The sequence below is a fragment of the Pseudomonas sp. B6001 genome (genome assembly GCF_013386015.1).
Classification (GTDB): Bacteria; Pseudomonadota; Gammaproteobacteria; order Pseudomonadales; family Pseudomonadaceae; genus Aquipseudomonas.
Genome location: NZ_JACAOX010000025.1, coordinates 43,496 through 59,722, shown reverse-complemented (window position 1 = coordinate 59,722; position 16,227 = coordinate 43,496). Strand labels below are relative to the sequence as shown.

Here is a 16,227-nt window from a genome sequence, read left to right as displayed (position 1 = left end):
GTCATCAAGGGTTACATCAAACACCGAGAGGCTGGGCGCAGCTGTCCTATCATTGACGCAACCCATCAATTGCAACTACATTTAGTTGCAGGCGAGAATCGCCGTGTCGAAAAATGAAAAGCTGCTGGCCAAACTGCTCAATGAGCAATCGGCCTTTACCTGGCCCGAACTCGTCACGCTGCTGCGGCGCCTGGGATACACGCAAATCGAAGGGGCGGGTAGCCGGGTCAGGTTCGACATAGGCGACCCCAGTGCAATGATCACCCTGCACAAGCCTCACCCCGGCAACGAACTGAAACACTACATTCGGCGCCAGATCATCGAACAATTGAAATCAGGAGAACTGATTCAGTGAACAACCAGCTGAAACACAAAGGCTACATCGGCTCCATCGAAGCCAGCATCGAAGACAACTGCCTGTTCGGAAAGCTGCTTTTCATCAAGGCCCTGGTCAGCTACGAGGGCAAAACCGTCGCCGAACTGGACGCCGCCTTTTGCACCGCCGTGGACGACTACATCGAGACCTGCCAGGCCCTTGGGCAAGCACCGGAAAAGCCCTGCAAGGGTTCGTTCAACGTCCGTGTCGGCCATGACCTCCACCTGGCCGCCGCCCTCGCCGCGACCCGGCAAAAAGTCACGTTGAACGATCTCACGCGCCAGGCGCTGAACGAATTCCTGCAACATCGCGGCGCACTGGTGACCGGGTAATCACCCCAGCCGCCGATACCCCAGCACCGCCGCCCCAAGCACCACCGCACCCGCCGCCAGCGCCACCCAGAACCCGCTGGGTGCGCCGAAGCGGTCGATCATCCAGCCGGAGCTGGCAGCACCAATGGCCACGCCGATGCTCAGGCCGGTGATCAGCCAGGTCATGCCTTCGGTCAAGCGGCTGGGCGGAACGATTTGTTCCACCAGGGCCATGGACACGATCAGGGTCGGGGCGAAGAACAGGCCGGAGATGAAGATCGCGGCCGCCAACCCCGGAATATTCGTCACCAGCAACAACGGCAACGTGGTCACGGCGGTGGCCACGCCGCAGTACAAGAACTGGCGCGGCAGCGGTGCTTTCAACTTGAGCGCACCGAACGCCAGCCCGGCCAGACACGAACCGATGGCGTATACCGACAATACAATGCTCGCCGCGGCGGGCTGGCCCTGATGCTGGGCGAACGCGACACTGACCACATCCACCACCCCAACGATGATGCCCATGGCCATCAACAGCACCATCAGGATCAACACCGAGGGCGAGGCGATCAGCCAACGGCCGTGCTCGGCGTGATGTTCATGCACCGGTGGCTCGGTCTGGCGTTGCAGCACAAAGGCGGTCACGCCCACTGCCAGAAACAGCGCGGCAATCAACGGCCCCGCTTCGGGGAACAGCAGCACGCACAGACCCACCGAGACCGGCGGGCCAATGATGAACACCACCTCGTCGAGCACCGACTCCAGGGCAAACGCCGTTTGCAGTTTGGGCTGGCCGCGATACAGCTCGGTCCAGCGCGCCCGCACCATGGCCGACATGTTGGGCATGCAGCCGGCCAGCGCGGCAAAGACGAACAGCGTCCACGTTGGCGCCTGCACCCGGGTGCAGAGCAACAGCAGCAACAGCGCGCCGCCGCCGATGGACGCGGCCACCGGCAACACCCGGCCCTGGCCATAACGGTCCACCAACCGTGAGACCTGGGGCGCGCAAAACGCGGTGGCCAGGGCGAAGGTAGCGGTCACCGCACCGGCCAAACCGTAACCGCCGTGCACTTGCGACAGCATGGTGATCAAGCCGATCCCGGTCATGGAGATCGGCATGCGGGCGAGCATGCCCGCCAATACAAAAGCCCTGGAACCTGGCGCCTGGAACAGCTCGGCGTAGGGGTTTGCCATGGTGTGTAACCTCTTCCTGAGCGCCCTGAAACTTGCTATTCGAGGTGTTCGGGGCAAAATACATACGGTGCGTATGTGACAAATCATGCGTAACATACGCGTCGTATGTCAATCACCTATTGTGAGCCTTACCCATGAGCCGAGCCCGTGCCGACATGATCGAAGACACCCGCGCCCGCCTGATCGCCAGCGCCCGCCAGGCCTTCGCCACACAAGGCTACGCCCAGACGTCGATGGACGATTTCACCGCTCGCGCCGGCCTGACCCGGGGTGCGTTGTACCATCATTTTGGCGACAAGAAAGGCTTGCTCGCGGCAGTGGTTGCGCAGCTCGACGGTGAAATGGACGCGAGCCTGCAACGTATCTCGGAGCAGGCGGTTGATCCTTGGGAAGGGTTTTGCGAGCGCTGCCGGGTTTATTTGCGCATGGCTCAGGATCCCGAGGTCCAGCGCATCGTATTGCAGGATGCCCCGGCGGTGCTGGGCGCAACTGACCAGCAGCAATGCGTGGACTCGCTGCGCCGTTTGCTCGATGACTTGATGCAGGCGGACCTAGTCGAGCAGGCGTGCAGCCAGGCGCTGGCGAGGCTGATCAATGGCAGCCTGGTGAGCGCATCGCTGTGGATCGCCCAGGATGAACACCCGGGGGCGCGGCTGGAAGAAGCCTTGCAGGGGCTGGAGTTGTTGTTGCGCGGGTTGAAGCCCAATGTCGTTCGCTGAAATGGCTTGCGATTCGACACGGTTGCTCACCCGCGCCGGGCTGAATGAGACAGTCAGATCAAGATCAAAAGCAGCGCTGCTTTTCTGTAGGAGCCGGCTTGCCGGCGAAAAACGGGAGGCCGCCGCGTTCATTCAGGACGCCAACGTCATCGTTAACGTCCTTCGCGAGCAAGCCCGCTCCCACATTTTTGACCGTGCCCCACTCAAGCCGGCCGGGAGGCCGCTGTGTTCTTGACCTTGAGCGTCCCGTTAAACCACGCTGGCCGAACGCCGGAAAGTCACCCACAGCACTGCCCCTAGATACGCCGCAACATCAACGCCGCCACCCCACACGCCGCCAACGCCACGCACGCCAGAAAGAACGCATCACTGTAAGCCATCAAAAACGCCTGATGACGAACACTCTGGTCCAGCAGGTTCAGCACCACCTGATGTTCCGGCAATTGATCCTGCAGCACCCCGCCACCGGGAAGCTGCTGTTGCAAGGTCGGGTCAAACAGCGTCACCGACTCGCCAATACGCGCCGAATGCACCCGCTCGCGCACCACCACCAATTGCGCCAGTAGCGCCGTGCCAACCGCGCCCCCCAGGTTGCGCAGCATCGAGAACACCGCCGACGCCGACCCCGCCTGCGCCTTGGCCAGCCCATGCACCGCAAGCACCGACAACGCCACCATGATCAGCGGCTGGCCCATGCCGCGTACCACGATCGAGGGCACGATCACATTGCTGGCGCTGTCCGCCGACAAGTGCGCACCCATCCAGCAGCCCAAAGCCATGATCGCGAACCCCGAAGCCACCAGCATTTTGGCGCTGACCCACTTCATCAGGCGCGGCAAAAACGGCGCCATGATCAGTTGCACCAGACCATACGCGATCAGGCTCACGCCAATTTCGCTGGCGTTGTAGTGCTGCAATTGCGACAGGTAGTTGGGCACCAGGAACACCAGGCCGTAGGTACTGGCGCCGAAGATAAACATCGCCACGCTGGCCACCCCAAAGTTGTAGTGGCCCAACAGTCGCAGGTTGATAAAGGCGTGCGCGCCCCATAATTGCCGGGCAACGAAGCCGATCAGGCCCACCACCGCCAGCAGTGTCATCCACACGATAAAGGGCGAGCCGAACCAGTCCTTGCGCCCGCCCTCCTCCAGCACGATCTGCAACGCACCCAGGCCCAGCACCATGCAGCCGATACCCAGCCAGTCGCCCTGGCGCAGCAGGCCCAGCTGCATCGGCTGGCGGTCAATGGACCAGGCCACCGCCGCCAGCAACGCGATCCCCGGGAACAGTTGCAGGTAGAAGATCCAGCGCCAGGAATACGCATCGGTCAGCCAGCCGCCAATCGACGGCCCGGCGGCCTGGGCCACACTGTTGGCCAGGCTGAACAAGGCCATGCCCAGCGGGATCTTGCTGGGCGGCAGCTCGGTGATGATCAGTTGGAATGACAAGGGAATCAGCACCGCCCCGGCCGCGCCCTGCACCACCCGGATCAGGATCATCACTTGCAGGTTGGGCGACAGCGAACACGCCACCGAGGCCACCAGGAATATCCCCGAGCCCCACAGCATCACCCGGCGCAGGGAAAACACCTGCACCAGCCACGCGGTGAGGGGAATCATGATGATCTCCGCCACCAGGTAAGCGGTGGAAATCCACGAACCCTCCTCAAACGTCGCGCCCAGTGCACCTTCGATTTCCGGCAGTGCGGCGCTGGTGACGTGCACGTTCATCCCGGCCATGAAGCAGCCGAACAGCCCGCCGATCACCGCGACCCAGGCGCGAAACGGCACACGCCCTTCAGCCTCCATGAACGTGCTCCTGGCTCACGGCAGGACGGGTGTTGACCGTGGCGATGACCGACATCCCCGGCAGAACCCGCGATTCGCCGGGCTCCAGACGGATCTTCACCGGAAACCGCTGGACGATCTTGGTGAAGTTGCCAGTGGCGTTGTCCGGCGGCAACAGCGCGAAAACGGCACCGGAGCCAGGGGCGATGCTTTCCACTTTGCCGTGCCAATGTGCGCCGGCAAAACTGTCCACCGCGATTTCCACCGACTGCCCCGGCGCCATGTGCTGCAACTGGGTTTCCTTGTAGTTGGCAATCACATAGGCCTGCTCCACCGGCACCACAGCCAACAGCGGCAGGCCGGGCATCACGTATTGCTGGCGCCGGACCTTGCGCTGGCCCACCATGCCGTCAAAAGGCGCGCGGATCTCGGTGTCCTTCAACGCATTGCGGGCCAGCGCGAGGTTGGCCTGGGCCTCGCCGATGCGTGCCTGATGCTCGACGATTTGCGCCTGCACCTGTTGCCGGCGTGCCTGCAAGACCTGCAACTGCGCCTGCTGCCGCGCGACCTGGGCGCTGGCCTGGGCCAGGGCCGCCTGGGCCTTGGCCTGGCTGGCGCTGACGGTTTCCAGGTGCTGGGCGCTGGCCACCTGTTGCGCGACCAGTTCACGATAACGCTGGTAATCGAGCCGCGCGCGCCGGGCTTCGGCCTCGCCACTGCTCAGTTCCGCCCGGGCCTGGGCGATGCGTTGCTGTTGCTCGCCCATTTGCGCGTCGAGGGTTTGCACCGATGCCTGCTGTGCGCTCGCTGCTGCCTGCGCCTGTTGCAGTTGCGCCTGGGCGCTGTTCAGGCGCTCGGTGAAATCCCGGTCGTCGATACGCACCAGTACATCGCCGGCCTTGACCGGCTGGTTGTCTTCCACCAGCACCTGGGCTACATACCCGGCAATGCGCGGGCTGATAGCGACCCAATCAGCGCGCACATAGGCATCGTCGGTTTCTTCAAGAAAACGCCCCCATTGCCACCAGTACCCGGCAAAGGTTGCCAGCCCCACCAGCGTCGCGAGGGAAGCCGTGGTCACCAGGGCGCGACGATGACGTTGCATAACGGTCAGGCGAATGGGTTCAACAGCCTGGTTCATGGTTTGGCTCCATTGACAGCGACAGATAAGGGGGCGGTTGGATCGTCACGCTGCCAGCCGCCACCGAGGGCCTGGAACAGGTCGATCTGGCGGTTGATCAAGCGCAGGTCGGACTCGGCCACGCGGGCTTCAAGGCCCACCAGGCTGCGTTCGCTGTCCAGCAGTTGCAGGGCATCCAGCGCGCCGGAATGGTAGCCGCGGGAGGCCAGGTCGAAGGCGCGGCGGTTGTTGTCCAGGGCGGCGGCCAGGGCCTGCCCACGCTGCTGTTCGCCCTGGTACAGGGCCATGGCCTGCTCCACCTGCTTCAGTGCGTTGAGCACCGTACCGTCAAACCGTGCCAGGGCCTGGCGCGCTTCGGCCTGGCTCTGCCTGACCCGCGCCTGGGCGACCTGCCGGTTGGGAAAGCGCCAGGACACCAGCGGCCCGACGGAATACACCGTGGCGTAGCGGTCCCCGAGTTTGCCCAGGCTGCTGGCGGACGAACCGAGCATCGCGCCGAAGGTGATCCGCGGGTAAAGCTCGGCGCGGGACAGGCCCACCGTCAAGGTGGCTGCGCGCAATTGCCCTTCGGCGCGGCGGATGTCCGGCCGCCGTTGCACCAGTGCCCAACCCTCGCCCACCGGCAAAGGCGCCTGCAACTGCGGGGCCTGGGTACAGCTGCGTGGCGTGACCTGCTCCGGCGGCAACCCGCTGAGCACGGCCAACTCATACAGCGCGCTGCTGCGCCGGGCCGTGAACATCGGCAACGGTGCCCGGGTTTCTTCCAGCAACCCTTGCAGGCGCGCCAGGTCGAGTTGCGTGGCCGCGCCGGCCTTTTGCAGCTTCTGCGTGACCGCGACGCTCTGCTCCAGCAGCTGCACCGAGTGCGCCTGCACCTGTTCGCGCACACCATAGACGCAGGCCTGGGCATAGGCGCGGGCCGTCTGCGCGGCCACCGTCACCCGCAGCTCATCCTCCAGCGCCCGCGCCACCTGGGCATCCGCCCGTGCCGCAGCGATGCGATAACGCACCTCGCCCCACAAATCGAGGGTGTAGCTCAGGGAAAACTCAGGCGTGTGGCTCCATTCGGCACCGGCATGACGGTTAGTCGCCTGGGCCAGCGTCTGGTCATCGCGGCTGCGACCGTAGGCCAGGCCATAGTCCAGGGAAGTCGACGGCAGGCGCTCGCCGTCTGCCTGTTCCAGCTGCGCCAGCAACGCATCGACATGGGCGGCGGCGGCTTCGAGGTCTTTGTTCTGGTGCAGGGCCCGCGCCACCAGGGCGTCCAGTTGCGGGTCGCGGTACAGCTGCCACCAACGGGCGGGCAACGCCTCGGCCGACTCGGCGGAGAGCCGCGGTGCAGGCTGCGCCGTGACGGTCGACGGTTGACCGGGCACACCAGTGCACCCGGCCAGCACACTCAACAGGGCGATGGGCATCCATGGGTGAAAAGAAGGGCTGTGCATCACAAGGCTCGCTCAAGAAGGAGCCTTGCAGATTAGGCAGATGGCCTGTCCGATTCGCCCGCGTCAGGGCCATGTATCGTCGCTAAACAGACAATAGCGTTACCTGACGCAACACTAAACTCCGGGCCGAAAATGACTTGGCGGATAACCCAGCGACTTGCGAAACATCGCACTGAACGCACTCGGGCTCTGGTAACCATGCTCCAGCGCCACCTCCAGGATCGACACGCCCTGGGCCAGCAACTTCAAGCTCAGGGCCAACCGCGCACGCTTGCGCCATTCACCGAAACTCATGCCCAACTCCCGCTGGAACACCCGGCTCAGGGTGCGGGCGCTCATGTTCAGGCTGTCGGCCCAGGATTCCAGACTGCTGTCGTCAGAAGGGTTGCGGATGAAATGCGTGCACAGCCTGGCCAGCCGTGCTTCGCCGGGCACCGGCACGTGCATCGCCACCACCGGCGCGGCGAGCAGTTCCATGCGGATCAACTCGATCATGGCCTGCAGACGCGGGCTATGGTGCCCGGCAATCTGCGTGGCGGCGACGATCAGCTCCCGCAGCAATGCCGACACTTCAATCACCTGGCAGGTGCGCCCCAGCCCCGGCTCGGCCTCGGGCATGAGGAACAGCGTGCGCATATGCACCTCGCCGGCCATGCGGATCTCATGCGGGGTGCCGGCCGGCACCCACAACGCATGCCCGGACGGCACCAGCCAACTGCCCTGGGCGGTGCTGACCACCATCACCCCGGACACGCCGTGGATCAATTGCGCCTGGGCGTGGCAATGGGGATGCACCACGTCATCGTTGCGGTAGTTGTCGGCGTAGGCTTCAAGCCACGGGCGGGGTGGGCTGTTCATCGGCTGAGGTCTCGCATCAATCAAGCGTCGATTCTAGCGAAAAGTCCTGTGGCAAAAACGATAGATATAGACAGCCATCGTCGCATTCCAGACAGCCGGTGAACTTGTGGGCCGCCCCGCCAGTCAGCTAGTTGGGCACTCTGAAAAAGGTTGGGTGGGCAATGCGCATTTCGTTGGAGCAACAAGTGGCGCTGGTGACTGGCGCCAGTTCCGGAATCGGCGCGGGGGCCGCCAAGGCCCTGGCCGAGGCCGGAGCCGCCGTGGTACTGAACTACAACGCCCAGGCGGCGCCGGCTGAAGCACTGGCGGCGCAGATCAACGCCAACGGCGGCCGGGCCATTGCGATTGGCGCCGATGTGTCGCAAGAGGCCGATGTGGAGCGCCTGTTTGCCCAGACCCTTGATGCCTTCGGGCACCTGGACATCCTGGTGGCCAACTCGGGCATGCAGAAAGACGCCGCTGCCGTGGACATGACCCTCGACGACTGGAACACCGTGATCGGCGTCAACCTCACCGGCCAGTTCCTCTGCGCCCGCGCCGCCTTGCGCATCTTCAATCGCCAGGGCATCCGCGAAGGCGTTTCCCGGGCCGCCGGGAAGATTATCCACATGAGTTCGGTGCATCAGGTGATTCCCTGGGCCGGCCACGTGAATTACGCCGCGTCCAAGGGCGGTGTGGAAATGCTGATGCGCACCCTGGCTCAGGAAGTCAGCCAGCAGCGCATCCGCATCAACGGCGTTGCGCCGGGGGCGATCCGCACGGCCATCAACCGCGCCGCCACCGAAGGCGCGGCCGAAGTGGAACTGCTCAAGTTGATTCCTTATGGCCGCGTGGGTGACGTCGAAGATGTCGCCAACGCGGTGGTGTGGCTGGCCAGTGATGCCTCCGACTACGTGGTGGGCAGCACCTTGTTTATTGACGGCGGCATGAGCCTTTATCCGGAGTTTCGTGGCAATGGTTGATCTGAAAAACGAACCACAAAGTGCCATTGATGCCCACGGCATCATCGGCGACATGCGCAGCGCGGCGCTGGTGAACGATAAGGGCAGCATCGATTTTTTCTGCTGGCCGGAGTTCGACAGCCCGTCCATCTTTTGCTCATTGCTGGACTCCCCCGCCGCCGGGATCTTCCAGCTCACGCCGGACCTGCCCGACGCCCGCCGCGAGCAGATTTACCTGCCGGACACCAACGTGCTGCAAACCCGCTGGTTGAGTAATGATGCGGTGGTGGAAATTACCGATTTCTTGACCGTCAGCGAAGAAGTCGACGACCTGCCGATCCTGATTCGCCGGGTGCGGGTGGTCAGCGGCAAGGCGAGCATCCATATGCGCTGCGCGGTGCGTCATGACTACGCCCGCGCCCAGACCCGGGCCACTCAAGATGATGGCGACGTGTTGTTTGAGGCCGCAGACCAACCCGGCCTGCGTCTGACCAGCAGCCACCCCCTGCAGCTGGATGGCGACGCTGCCGTAGCATCCTTTGAACTCGACCAGGAAGAAGGCGCCGAGTTTGTCCTCGGCGGGCTGGACGATGCCCGAGTCAAAAACGACTGCACCGACCTGTGCCTGGAGCGCACCCTGAAGTTCTGGCGCGGCTGGATTTCCCAATCCAACTACCGTGGGCGCTGGCGCGAGATGGTCAATCGTTCGGCCCTGGCCTTGAAGCTTTTGACCTCGCGCAAACACGGTGCAATCCTCGCCGCCGCCACCTTCGGCCTGCCGGAAACACCCGGCGGCGAGCGCAACTGGGACTACCGCTACACCTGGATCCGCGACGCCTCGTTCACCGTCTACGCGTTCATGCGCCTGGGGTTTATCGAGGAAGCCAACGGCTACATGCGCTGGTTGAAAGGCCGGGTGGGTGACTGCTGCGATCAGCCGATGAAAATCAACATCCTGTACGGCATCGACGGCCGCCAGGAACTGCCGGAAACCGAGCTGAGCCACCTCAGCGGCCACGGCGGCGCGCAACCGGTGCGCATCGGCAACGAGGCGTACGACCAGGTGCAACTGGATATCTACGGCGAGTTGATGGACGCGGTATACCTGGTCAACAAATACGGTGAGGCCATCTCCCACGAGGGCTGGAAACACACGGTGGAGGTGGCCGACCAGGTCTGCGAAACCTGGAACCACAAAGACGTCGGCATCTGGGAAATGCGCGGTGAGCAGCATCACTTCCTGCACTCAAGGCTGATGTGCTGGGTGGCCCTGGACCGGGCGATCCGCCTGGCGTCCAAGCGCTCGCTACCGGCGCCGTTTGCCCGTTGGGACCAGACCCGCCAGGCGATTTACGCCGATATCTGGAGCAACTTCTGGAACGAAGAACGCGGCCACTTCGTGCAGCATATCGGCAGCACCGCGCTGGATGGCTCGATGCTGTTGATGCCACTGGTGCGCTTCGTTGCGGCGACAGACCCGCGCTGGTTGTCGACACTGGAGGCGATCCAGAAAAGCCTGGTGCGCGATGGGATGGTTTATCGCTATCGCAACGACGACAGCCAGATTGATGGGCTACAAGGCACCGAGGGCGCGTTTGCAGCGTGCTCGTTCTGGTACGTGGAATGCCTGGCCCGGGCCGGGCAAGTGGAGAAGGCGCATCTGGAGTTTGAACAGTTGCTGCGCTATGCCAACCCGCTGGGTTTGTATGCCGAAGAGTTTGATAACCAGGCACGGCATTTGGGCAATACACCGCAGGCGTTGAGCCATTTGGCGCTGATCAGCGCAGCGACGTTTCTGGACCGGAAGTTGAGCGGGGTGAAGACGGTTTGGCAGCCTTGAGCCCGAGCACAATCTGAAGGCAATTGAGTAACCTTGTGGGAGCTGGCTTGCCTGCTCCCACATGACCGCGCCAGACTTGGAGACGAGGTGTACCCGGTGCACAATGCGTGGTCCTTCGATCTATACCAGGATGCCAATGCGCCAAGTCCTACTGATCATCGATGTACAACCCTCCTTCGCCCCGCCCGACTGGCTGGTAATCGGCATCAACGCCTTGCTGGGTCGCATGCCGTCAGTGGCCACCGTAGAGCGCCACGACGAAAACATAACCCCCTTCGCTCGCCAACTCGGCTGGCAACCGGCGCCCGACGACGACAGCCTGATCGCCGCTGACCATATCTTCATCAAACACGGCTATGCGCCCACGCCCGAGACCATCAGCCACCTGAAAAGCCTCGCGCCGGACCGAGTGCTGGTGTGTGGCATCCAGACTGATACCTGTGTGCTGGCGGCCGGGTTTGCGTTGTTTGATGCCGGATTACAGCCCACGCTGATCAGCGATTTGACTGTGGGTTCATCGCTGGATCGCTCGGGGAAACTGGGCGCGGCTTTGTGGAGACACCACTTCAAACATGTCATCAGCCACGCAGAGATTTAAGTCACCCCCTCACTGTGGCGAGGGAGCTTGCTCCCGCTGGGTCGCGAAGCGGCCCCAAGAAGCTCAACGCCATCTAACTCAAAGAACACATTCAACAAAACCTGGGGCTGCTGCGCAGCCCAACGGGAGCAAGCTCCCTCGCCACAGGTTATTTGGCAAACATCACAACATGTGTGTATATCGGTTTCACCATCAACGCGAAACCTTCGGCCCATGCTGAGCTGGACCGAGACCTGGCAAAGCACTGACTTAAGGAGCATGGACGCATGACCGATCTTCATCAGGAATTCGAACGCAGTCACCTCTTCCACAAGGCGCGTATTGATCGGCGCTCTGCCGACGCATTACTCGGCGTCACTGCCGGCCTGGTCGCCGACGGAAACATCAATCAGATGGAAGCAGCGTTTCTAAAGACCTGGATAGAAACCCATCTGCTCCAGTTGGAAGACCCGGTGGTAAACATTCTTTATCAGCGCCTTGCCAGCATGTTGAGTGACGGTGTTCTCGACGCGGAAGAGTCCGCAGAACTGTTGGAAATGCTGCATCAGTTTTCCGGTATCTCGGTGGGGTCACCTCAACGCCCCTCTGCTGTCAGCAGCCTGCCGCTGAACAATCCGGCTCCGACACTGGAGTGGCAGGACCGGACTTTTTTGTTTACCGGTGTCATGGCGTACGGGCCTCGCAAAGAATGTGAGTTACTTGTCGTAGAACGCGGCGGCCTTATCGGTAACTCGGTGAGCAAGAAGGTTCATTTTCTCGTGGTCGGGAGCGTTGGTAATGAACAATGGCTCCATAGCTCATATGGAACGAAGATCAAAAAAGCCGTCGAGTTAAGAAATAGCGGTATTCCGATCGCTATCATCAGTGAAACCCATTGGCAGCAGGTGTTGTTCGGTTGATGCCCATTATCTCCATCCTGATTCACGTCCCCGACTGGCGTGCCGCCACGGAGTGGTACGCCGCGGCCTTCCCTACCGCCACGCGCATCTACCATGAGCCCGACGATTTCGGTCACTTGGACGTGGACGGCGTTGCCCTCGAAATCGTGAATGCAGACAACAAGGTCGCCAGCGGCGCGGCCGGGTCGGTGGTGTATTGGCGGATGACGGACCTGCTTCACGAGGTACAGCGACTGGTCACGTTAGGCGCCACGTTGTATCGCGGGCCAATGGAAGTCGAGGGCGGCGAGTGGATGTGCCAGGTGCGCGACCCTTGGGGTAATTGCATCGGCTTGCGCCAGGCCGGTCTAGACAAGTCAAGCAATTGCAGCCTTTCGAACCACACTCGGTAACCCGCTTGGTCTACAGTTCCAACACTTTCCCTCCACCCTCGGAGCCTCCATGCCCACCCTCCAAATCCGCACGCCCATGCTCGATATCGCTTACGAAACCCATGGCCCGGAAGGCGGTGAGGTGGTGATTCTGCTGCATGGCTTCCCCTACGACCCTCGTGGCTATGACGAGATCGCCCCGGTGGTCGCCGCACGTGGCTACCGGGTATTGGTGCCATACCTGCGCGGCTATGGCCCGACGCGCTTTATCAACGATCAGGTGATGCGCTCCGGCCAACAAGCAGCGCTGGCCAAGGATTTGCTGGATTTCATGGATGCCCTGTCCATCGAAAAAGCCACGCTGGTGGGCTATGACTGGGGCGGACGCGCGGCGTGTATCGTTGCGACGCTTTGGCCTGAACGGGTGCGCGGCCTGGTGACGGGCGATGGCTACAACATTCAGGATATCGCTGCGTCGACCAAGCCTCGGGCGCCGGAAACAGAGCATCGGCTGTGGTATCAGTTTTACCTTCATACCCAACGGGGTGTCGACGGACTGACCGCCAACCGGCGTGAGTTCTGCCAGTTGCTGTGGGCGCTCTGGTCGCCGTCCTGGGCCGAAGGGCCGAGCCTGTATGGCAAGACAGCGCCTTCGTTTGATAACCCGGATTTTGTCGAGGTGGTGGTCCATTCCTACCGGCACCGCTTCATGTACGCACCGGGTGACCCGGCGCTGGAAAGCATCGAGCAGGCCCTGGTGCAGCCACCGCCGATTTCAGTACCGAGCATCTCGTTGTGCGGCGCCGATGACGGCGTAGGTCCGGCTCCGGTCGAAGATGACGACCTGGAAAATTTCAGCGGGTTTTATCGGCGCGAGGTGTTGGCCGGCGTGGGCCACAACATTCCCCAGGAGGCGCCCCAGGCAACCCTTGAGGCGATCTTCGAGCTGCTGAGCCTCAGCCCCCAGCCGAAATCCTGAAGCTGAACACGCTGCCCTGCCCCACCACGCTTTCAGCCCACAGGGTGCCGCCGTGGGCTTCGACGATGCCGTGGGAGATGTACAACCCCAGCCCGCTGCCGGTGGGGTTGCCCTCGCGTGAGGTCCAGTAGCGGTCGAAAATATACGGCAGTTGCGCCGGGTCGATGCCGATGCCGTTGTCGCATACCCGAAACAGCACTTCGTCCCCCGCCGCCTCGGCAATCACCTCGATCACTCCGCCCACCGGGGTGAATTTCAGGGCGTTGCCCAGCAGGTTGGAAAACACCTGGAACAAGCGCTCCGGGTCGGCCTGGGCACTCAGCCCGTCCACTGAGCGCCAAGTCAGGTCCACACCCTTGGCAGCCGCCAGCGGTTGCCACATCGAACAGATCTGGTCCAGGGTTGCCGCCACATCGAGCCGTTGCAGCGAAACGCTGTAGCGCCCGGCCTCGATGCGCGAAATATCGATCAGGTCTTCCAGCAGCGTGTTCATGCGGGCGGTGGCGTTTTGCATGGTTTCAATCGCGGTGGAGAGGCGCCGGTTCGCCTTGTTGTCCTCGGCGGGCACCATGCTGCGCATCATGCCGCATTGCATCAGCAGGATGGTCAGCGGGCTGCGCAGGTCATGGGAGACCACCGCCACCAGCTCGTCACGCGCCCGCACCGCAGCATGTTCGCGTTGCACCTGGCGCGCCAGGTCATGCTCCAGGGCATTGCGCCGCAGGCTCTCCGCCGCCTGTAGCTCCGACAGCGACCAATACAGCGCCTTGCCATCGACCTGCTGCTTCCACAACTCAAACGACAGGCGCGGGCTCAAGGTCGTGCTGCCCGGTTCCTGATGTTTGACCGGCTGGCCGCTCCACTCCACCGAGGACTGCACCTCCGGGCGAAACCACATCACCGCGTTGTCCACCGGCTTGGGCAGGCAGAACGCCAACAGGCCGCTGGCATGGGCCTGGTAGGCTGCCGCCGGGGGAAAGTCCACCGACAATTGATGGCTGTGCACCACGCCTTTGCCCTGTCCGCGCACCCACTGGTACAAGGCGTGGACTTCAGCACGTGCAGGGCAAACGCCGAACACATGCAGGCGCTCTTCCACCCGTATCGCCAGGCCACCGGCGGCGGTCAGGTTCAGCAGCGTTTGCGCATAGGGCAACAGGCTTTCCATCACATCGCACTGGTCCGCGGTCATGGCGGCGACCAACTCCTCGACCATGGCAGCCTTGTCGCGTTGTTGGCGGCGCTCCTGCTGCTCCTGGAGCAACGTGATCTGCATCGACAACAACTGGCCGATGCTGGTGCACGCCGTGCGCAGTTCATGGGGCACGCGCAACGGCTCACGGTGGCCACAGGTGATCAGGCCCCAGAGCTGGTCGTCCTTGAGCAGCGAAATGCTCATGGAGGAACGCACGCCCATGTTCTTCAAATAATGGCAGTGCACCGGGGACACGCTGCGCAACACGGCGAAGCTGAGGTCCAGGGGCTGGCCGTTGTCGGGGCGCAGGGCCGGCAGGATCGGCACCGGCTGGTACTCGGCGTCGGGAATCGCGCGGATCCAGTTCAGCCGGTACAGCTCGCGGGCCTGGGGCGGGATGTCCGACGCGGGAAAACATAATCCCAGGTACGGCTGCATGCCGTCGCTGAGGGCCTCGCCAATCACTTTGCCGTGGCCTTCCTGCTCGAAGCGGTACAAGGTGACCCGGTCATAACCGGTGAGGCTACGAATCTCGGTCACGCTGATCTGGTACAAGCTGTCGAGCGTCTTGGCCGACTGCAAGCGGCGCAGCGTTCGGGACAGCTGCTTCACAGCGCTGTGCTCAAGCGTGAGGCTCCGCTCCAGTTCGAGAAACAGCAGGCCTTGATGACGATGCAGCAGGATGTCGTAGGCGTAGCCATCCAGCGTCAGTTGATGCACGTCCTCCTCAAAGGCGTCCAGATCTGCCAGGGCACGACTCACCTGTACTGCCGCTTCGCTGCCCAGCACACTGGCCAGCGCCTGGCCCGACAGGCGTTGCGCGTCCAGGCCCAGCGCGACGCTCAGGTTGCTGCTGGCTTGCAGCACCTCAAGCGCCGGTTCGCTCAGCGTCAACAACAACCCGTGAGGCTGGATCGAGCCGGGGATATGGATGGGCTCGCTGGCGCAATCGTCGATCAGCGTATCGACCGTGGTCATCGCAGCACCCCGCAGCGGTCCAGCCACTGCTCGAAACACAGGAAGGTCGACTCGGCGACCTTCACCGCCTCCACGCGCTCGTACGCGGTTCGCAGCGGGTAAAGGCACGCCAGAAAACGCTGCCACAGGGCGCTGGTCTCGGCCCCGTACACATTCATGAACGCGCCGCCATTGGTGGAGCCCACGCCAATCTTGATCTCGATCAGGTCGCGCAACACCTGGCCGCCGAGGGTGGCGCCTTCCAGCACATAGAGGGCGCCCAAGGCCTGGGCCACGTTGGTGATGGCGGGCAGTTCGGGGCATATCGGCAAGGCATCGATCTGCAGGTTTTCCAGGCCCAGCGCCCGCAAATCCGCCTGCAAGTACGGAGTTTTGCTGCGCCGCCCCCACTCCAGGTCCGGGATGATCTCGCCCCACGGCGCCAGGGCGCGCTCCAGCGGCTGATAGAAGCCGTAGTAGGCGCTCATCAACTCGCGGTACAACGCCAGGTCCATGCGGGAAAAAGGCAGCCGAGTGTCGAGGCGTCGATGCAGCGCAGCGGTCGCCGCGCGTAGTTCGACAAGGACAGGAGGTAGTGAATTCATGAGCTGTGCGC

General features: G+C 63.0%; 16 protein-coding genes. 9 read left to right on the top strand and 7 right to left on the bottom strand.

Going from position 1 to position 16,227, the window contains the following annotated elements; all coding sequences use genetic code 11:
- The first annotated feature begins 103 nt into the window (after positions 1–103).
- Both HX821_RS25645 and HX821_RS25640 read left to right on the top strand, forming a co-directional pair.
- On the top strand, positions 104–355 hold the full coding sequence (locus HX821_RS25645) for a type II toxin-antitoxin system HicA family toxin (protein WP_063028501.1): 252 nt from the start codon (positions 104–106) through the stop codon (positions 353–355).
- The gene (locus HX821_RS25640; protein WP_003208166.1) at positions 352–708 is read left to right on the top strand and encodes a type II toxin-antitoxin system HicB family antitoxin; all 357 of its coding nucleotides are present in this window, start codon (positions 352–354) and stop codon (positions 706–708) included. Before HX821_RS25645 ends, HX821_RS25640 begins: the two co-directional genes overlap by 4 nt.
- Here HX821_RS25640 and HX821_RS25635 read toward each other — a convergent pair whose 3' ends face one another.
- Positions 709–1,881, bottom strand: coding sequence for an MFS transporter (locus tag HX821_RS25635; protein ID WP_102369571.1), 1,173 nt, complete (start codon positions 1,879–1,881; stop codon positions 709–711). It abuts the gene before it with no gap.
- A gap of 134 nt (positions 1,882–2,015) precedes the next feature.
- On the opposite strand from HX821_RS25635, the gene HX821_RS25630 reads away from it, so the two are divergent.
- Positions 2,016–2,600: a TetR/AcrR family transcriptional regulator gene (locus tag HX821_RS25630; RefSeq protein WP_177036748.1), complete on the top strand. Its 585-nt coding sequence runs from the start codon at positions 2,016–2,018 to the stop codon at positions 2,598–2,600.
- Between the two features lie 296 nt (positions 2,601–2,896).
- Here the strand turns inward: HX821_RS25630 and HX821_RS25625 are convergent, their stop codons facing one another.
- From HX821_RS25625 to HX821_RS25610, 4 genes are all read right to left on the bottom strand, one after another.
- Positions 2,897–4,408, bottom strand: a complete 1,512-nt coding sequence (locus HX821_RS25625; protein ID WP_177029340.1) for an MDR family MFS transporter — start codon at positions 4,406–4,408, stop codon at positions 2,897–2,899.
- Positions 4,398–5,528, bottom strand: coding sequence for an HlyD family secretion protein (locus HX821_RS25620; protein ID WP_177036747.1), 1,131 nt, complete (start codon positions 5,526–5,528; stop codon positions 4,398–4,400). Before HX821_RS25620 ends, HX821_RS25625 begins: the two co-directional genes overlap by 11 nt.
- On the bottom strand, positions 5,525–6,973 hold the full coding sequence (locus HX821_RS25615; RefSeq protein WP_177036745.1) for an efflux transporter outer membrane subunit: 1,449 nt from the start codon (positions 6,971–6,973) through the stop codon (positions 5,525–5,527). The genes HX821_RS25620 and HX821_RS25615 overlap by 4 nt, the downstream gene beginning before the upstream one ends.
- A gap of 114 nt (positions 6,974–7,087) precedes the next feature.
- Positions 7,088–7,831, bottom strand: coding sequence for a helix-turn-helix domain-containing protein (locus tag HX821_RS25610; RefSeq protein ID WP_003208174.1), 744 nt, complete (start codon positions 7,829–7,831; stop codon positions 7,088–7,090).
- A 161-nt stretch (positions 7,832–7,992) separates the two neighbouring features.
- Here HX821_RS25610 and HX821_RS25605 point away from each other — a divergent pair, with 161 nt between their 5' ends.
- The 6 genes from HX821_RS25605 to HX821_RS25580 all read left to right on the top strand — a co-directional run bounded on the left by HX821_RS25605 (position 7,993) and on the right by HX821_RS25580 (position 13,459).
- Positions 7,993–8,793, top strand: a complete 801-nt coding sequence (locus tag HX821_RS25605; RefSeq protein WP_102369575.1) for a glucose 1-dehydrogenase — start codon at positions 7,993–7,995, stop codon at positions 8,791–8,793.
- Positions 8,786–10,612: a glycoside hydrolase family 15 protein gene (locus HX821_RS25600; RefSeq protein WP_177036743.1), complete on the top strand. Its 1,827-nt coding sequence runs from the start codon at positions 8,786–8,788 to the stop codon at positions 10,610–10,612. The genes HX821_RS25605 and HX821_RS25600 overlap by 8 nt, the downstream gene beginning before the upstream one ends.
- Before the next feature lie 136 nt (positions 10,613–10,748).
- Positions 10,749–11,210, top strand: coding sequence for a cysteine hydrolase family protein (locus HX821_RS25595; RefSeq protein ID WP_177036741.1), 462 nt, complete (start codon positions 10,749–10,751; stop codon positions 11,208–11,210).
- A gap of 266 nt (positions 11,211–11,476) precedes the next feature.
- Positions 11,477–12,109, top strand: a complete 633-nt coding sequence (locus HX821_RS25590) for a BRCT domain-containing protein (RefSeq protein WP_087695346.1) — start codon at positions 11,477–11,479, stop codon at positions 12,107–12,109.
- Positions 12,109–12,501 carry a VOC family protein gene (locus HX821_RS25585; protein ID WP_177036739.1) on the top strand — a complete coding sequence of 131 codons (393 nt, stop codon included), beginning with the start codon at positions 12,109–12,111 and terminating at the stop codon, positions 12,499–12,501. Before HX821_RS25590 ends, HX821_RS25585 begins: the two co-directional genes overlap by 1 nt.
- Positions 12,502–12,550: 49 nt before the next feature.
- Positions 12,551–13,459 carry an alpha/beta fold hydrolase gene (locus HX821_RS25580; RefSeq protein ID WP_177036738.1) on the top strand — a complete coding sequence of 303 codons (909 nt, stop codon included), beginning with the start codon at positions 12,551–12,553 and terminating at the stop codon, positions 13,457–13,459.
- Here the strand turns inward: HX821_RS25580 and HX821_RS25575 are convergent.
- Together HX821_RS25575 and HX821_RS25570 are read right to left on the bottom strand one after the other, a co-directional pair.
- A complete protein-coding gene (locus tag HX821_RS25575; RefSeq protein WP_177036736.1) occupies positions 13,437–15,632 on the bottom strand; it encodes an ATP-binding protein in 2,196 nt (731 codons plus the stop codon). The genes HX821_RS25580 and HX821_RS25575 overlap by 23 nt on opposite strands.
- Positions 15,629–16,216, bottom strand: coding sequence for a biliverdin-producing heme oxygenase (locus HX821_RS25570; RefSeq protein ID WP_087695343.1), 588 nt, complete (start codon positions 16,214–16,216; stop codon positions 15,629–15,631). Before HX821_RS25570 ends, HX821_RS25575 begins: the two co-directional genes overlap by 4 nt.
- Positions 16,217–16,227 lie beyond the last annotated feature (11 nt).

What these genes read in the sequence shown, in the direction of transcription:
- HX821_RS25635 (WP_102369571.1), bottom strand. Translation starts at nt 1,881, where the DNA reads ATGGCAAACCCCTACGCCGAGCTGTTCCAGGCGCCAGGTTCCAGGGCT.
- HX821_RS25630 (WP_177036748.1), top strand. Translation starts at nt 2,016, where the DNA reads ATGAGCCGAGCCCGTGCCGACATGATCGAAGACACCCGCGCCCGCCTG.
- HX821_RS25625 (WP_177029340.1), bottom strand. Translation starts at nt 4,408, where the DNA reads ATGGAGGCTGAAGGGCGTGTGCCGTTTCGCGCCTGGGTCGCGGTGATC.
- HX821_RS25620 (WP_177036747.1), bottom strand. Translation starts at nt 5,528, where the DNA reads ATGAACCAGGCTGTTGAACCCATTCGCCTGACCGTTATGCAACGTCAT.
- HX821_RS25615 (WP_177036745.1), bottom strand. Translation starts at nt 6,973, where the DNA reads ATGCACAGCCCTTCTTTTCACCCATGGATGCCCATCGCCCTGTTGAGT.
- HX821_RS25610 (WP_003208174.1), bottom strand. Translation starts at nt 7,831, where the DNA reads ATGAACAGCCCACCCCGCCCGTGGCTTGAAGCCTACGCCGACAACTAC.
- HX821_RS25605 (WP_102369575.1), top strand. Translation starts at nt 7,993, where the DNA reads ATGCGCATTTCGTTGGAGCAACAAGTGGCGCTGGTGACTGGCGCCAGT.
- HX821_RS25600 (WP_177036743.1), top strand. Translation starts at nt 8,786, where the DNA reads ATGGTTGATCTGAAAAACGAACCACAAAGTGCCATTGATGCCCACGGC.
- HX821_RS25595 (WP_177036741.1), top strand. Translation starts at nt 10,749, where the DNA reads ATGCGCCAAGTCCTACTGATCATCGATGTACAACCCTCCTTCGCCCCG.
- HX821_RS25590 (WP_087695346.1), top strand. Translation starts at nt 11,477, where the DNA reads ATGACCGATCTTCATCAGGAATTCGAACGCAGTCACCTCTTCCACAAG.
- HX821_RS25585 (WP_177036739.1), top strand. Translation starts at nt 12,109, where the DNA reads ATGCCCATTATCTCCATCCTGATTCACGTCCCCGACTGGCGTGCCGCC.
- HX821_RS25580 (WP_177036738.1), top strand. Translation starts at nt 12,551, where the DNA reads ATGCCCACCCTCCAAATCCGCACGCCCATGCTCGATATCGCTTACGAA.
- HX821_RS25575 (WP_177036736.1), bottom strand. Translation starts at nt 15,632, where the DNA reads ATGACCACGGTCGATACGCTGATCGACGATTGCGCCAGCGAGCCCATC.
- HX821_RS25570 (WP_087695343.1), bottom strand. Translation starts at nt 16,216, where the DNA reads ATGAATTCACTACCTCCTGTCCTTGTCGAACTACGCGCGGCGACCGCT.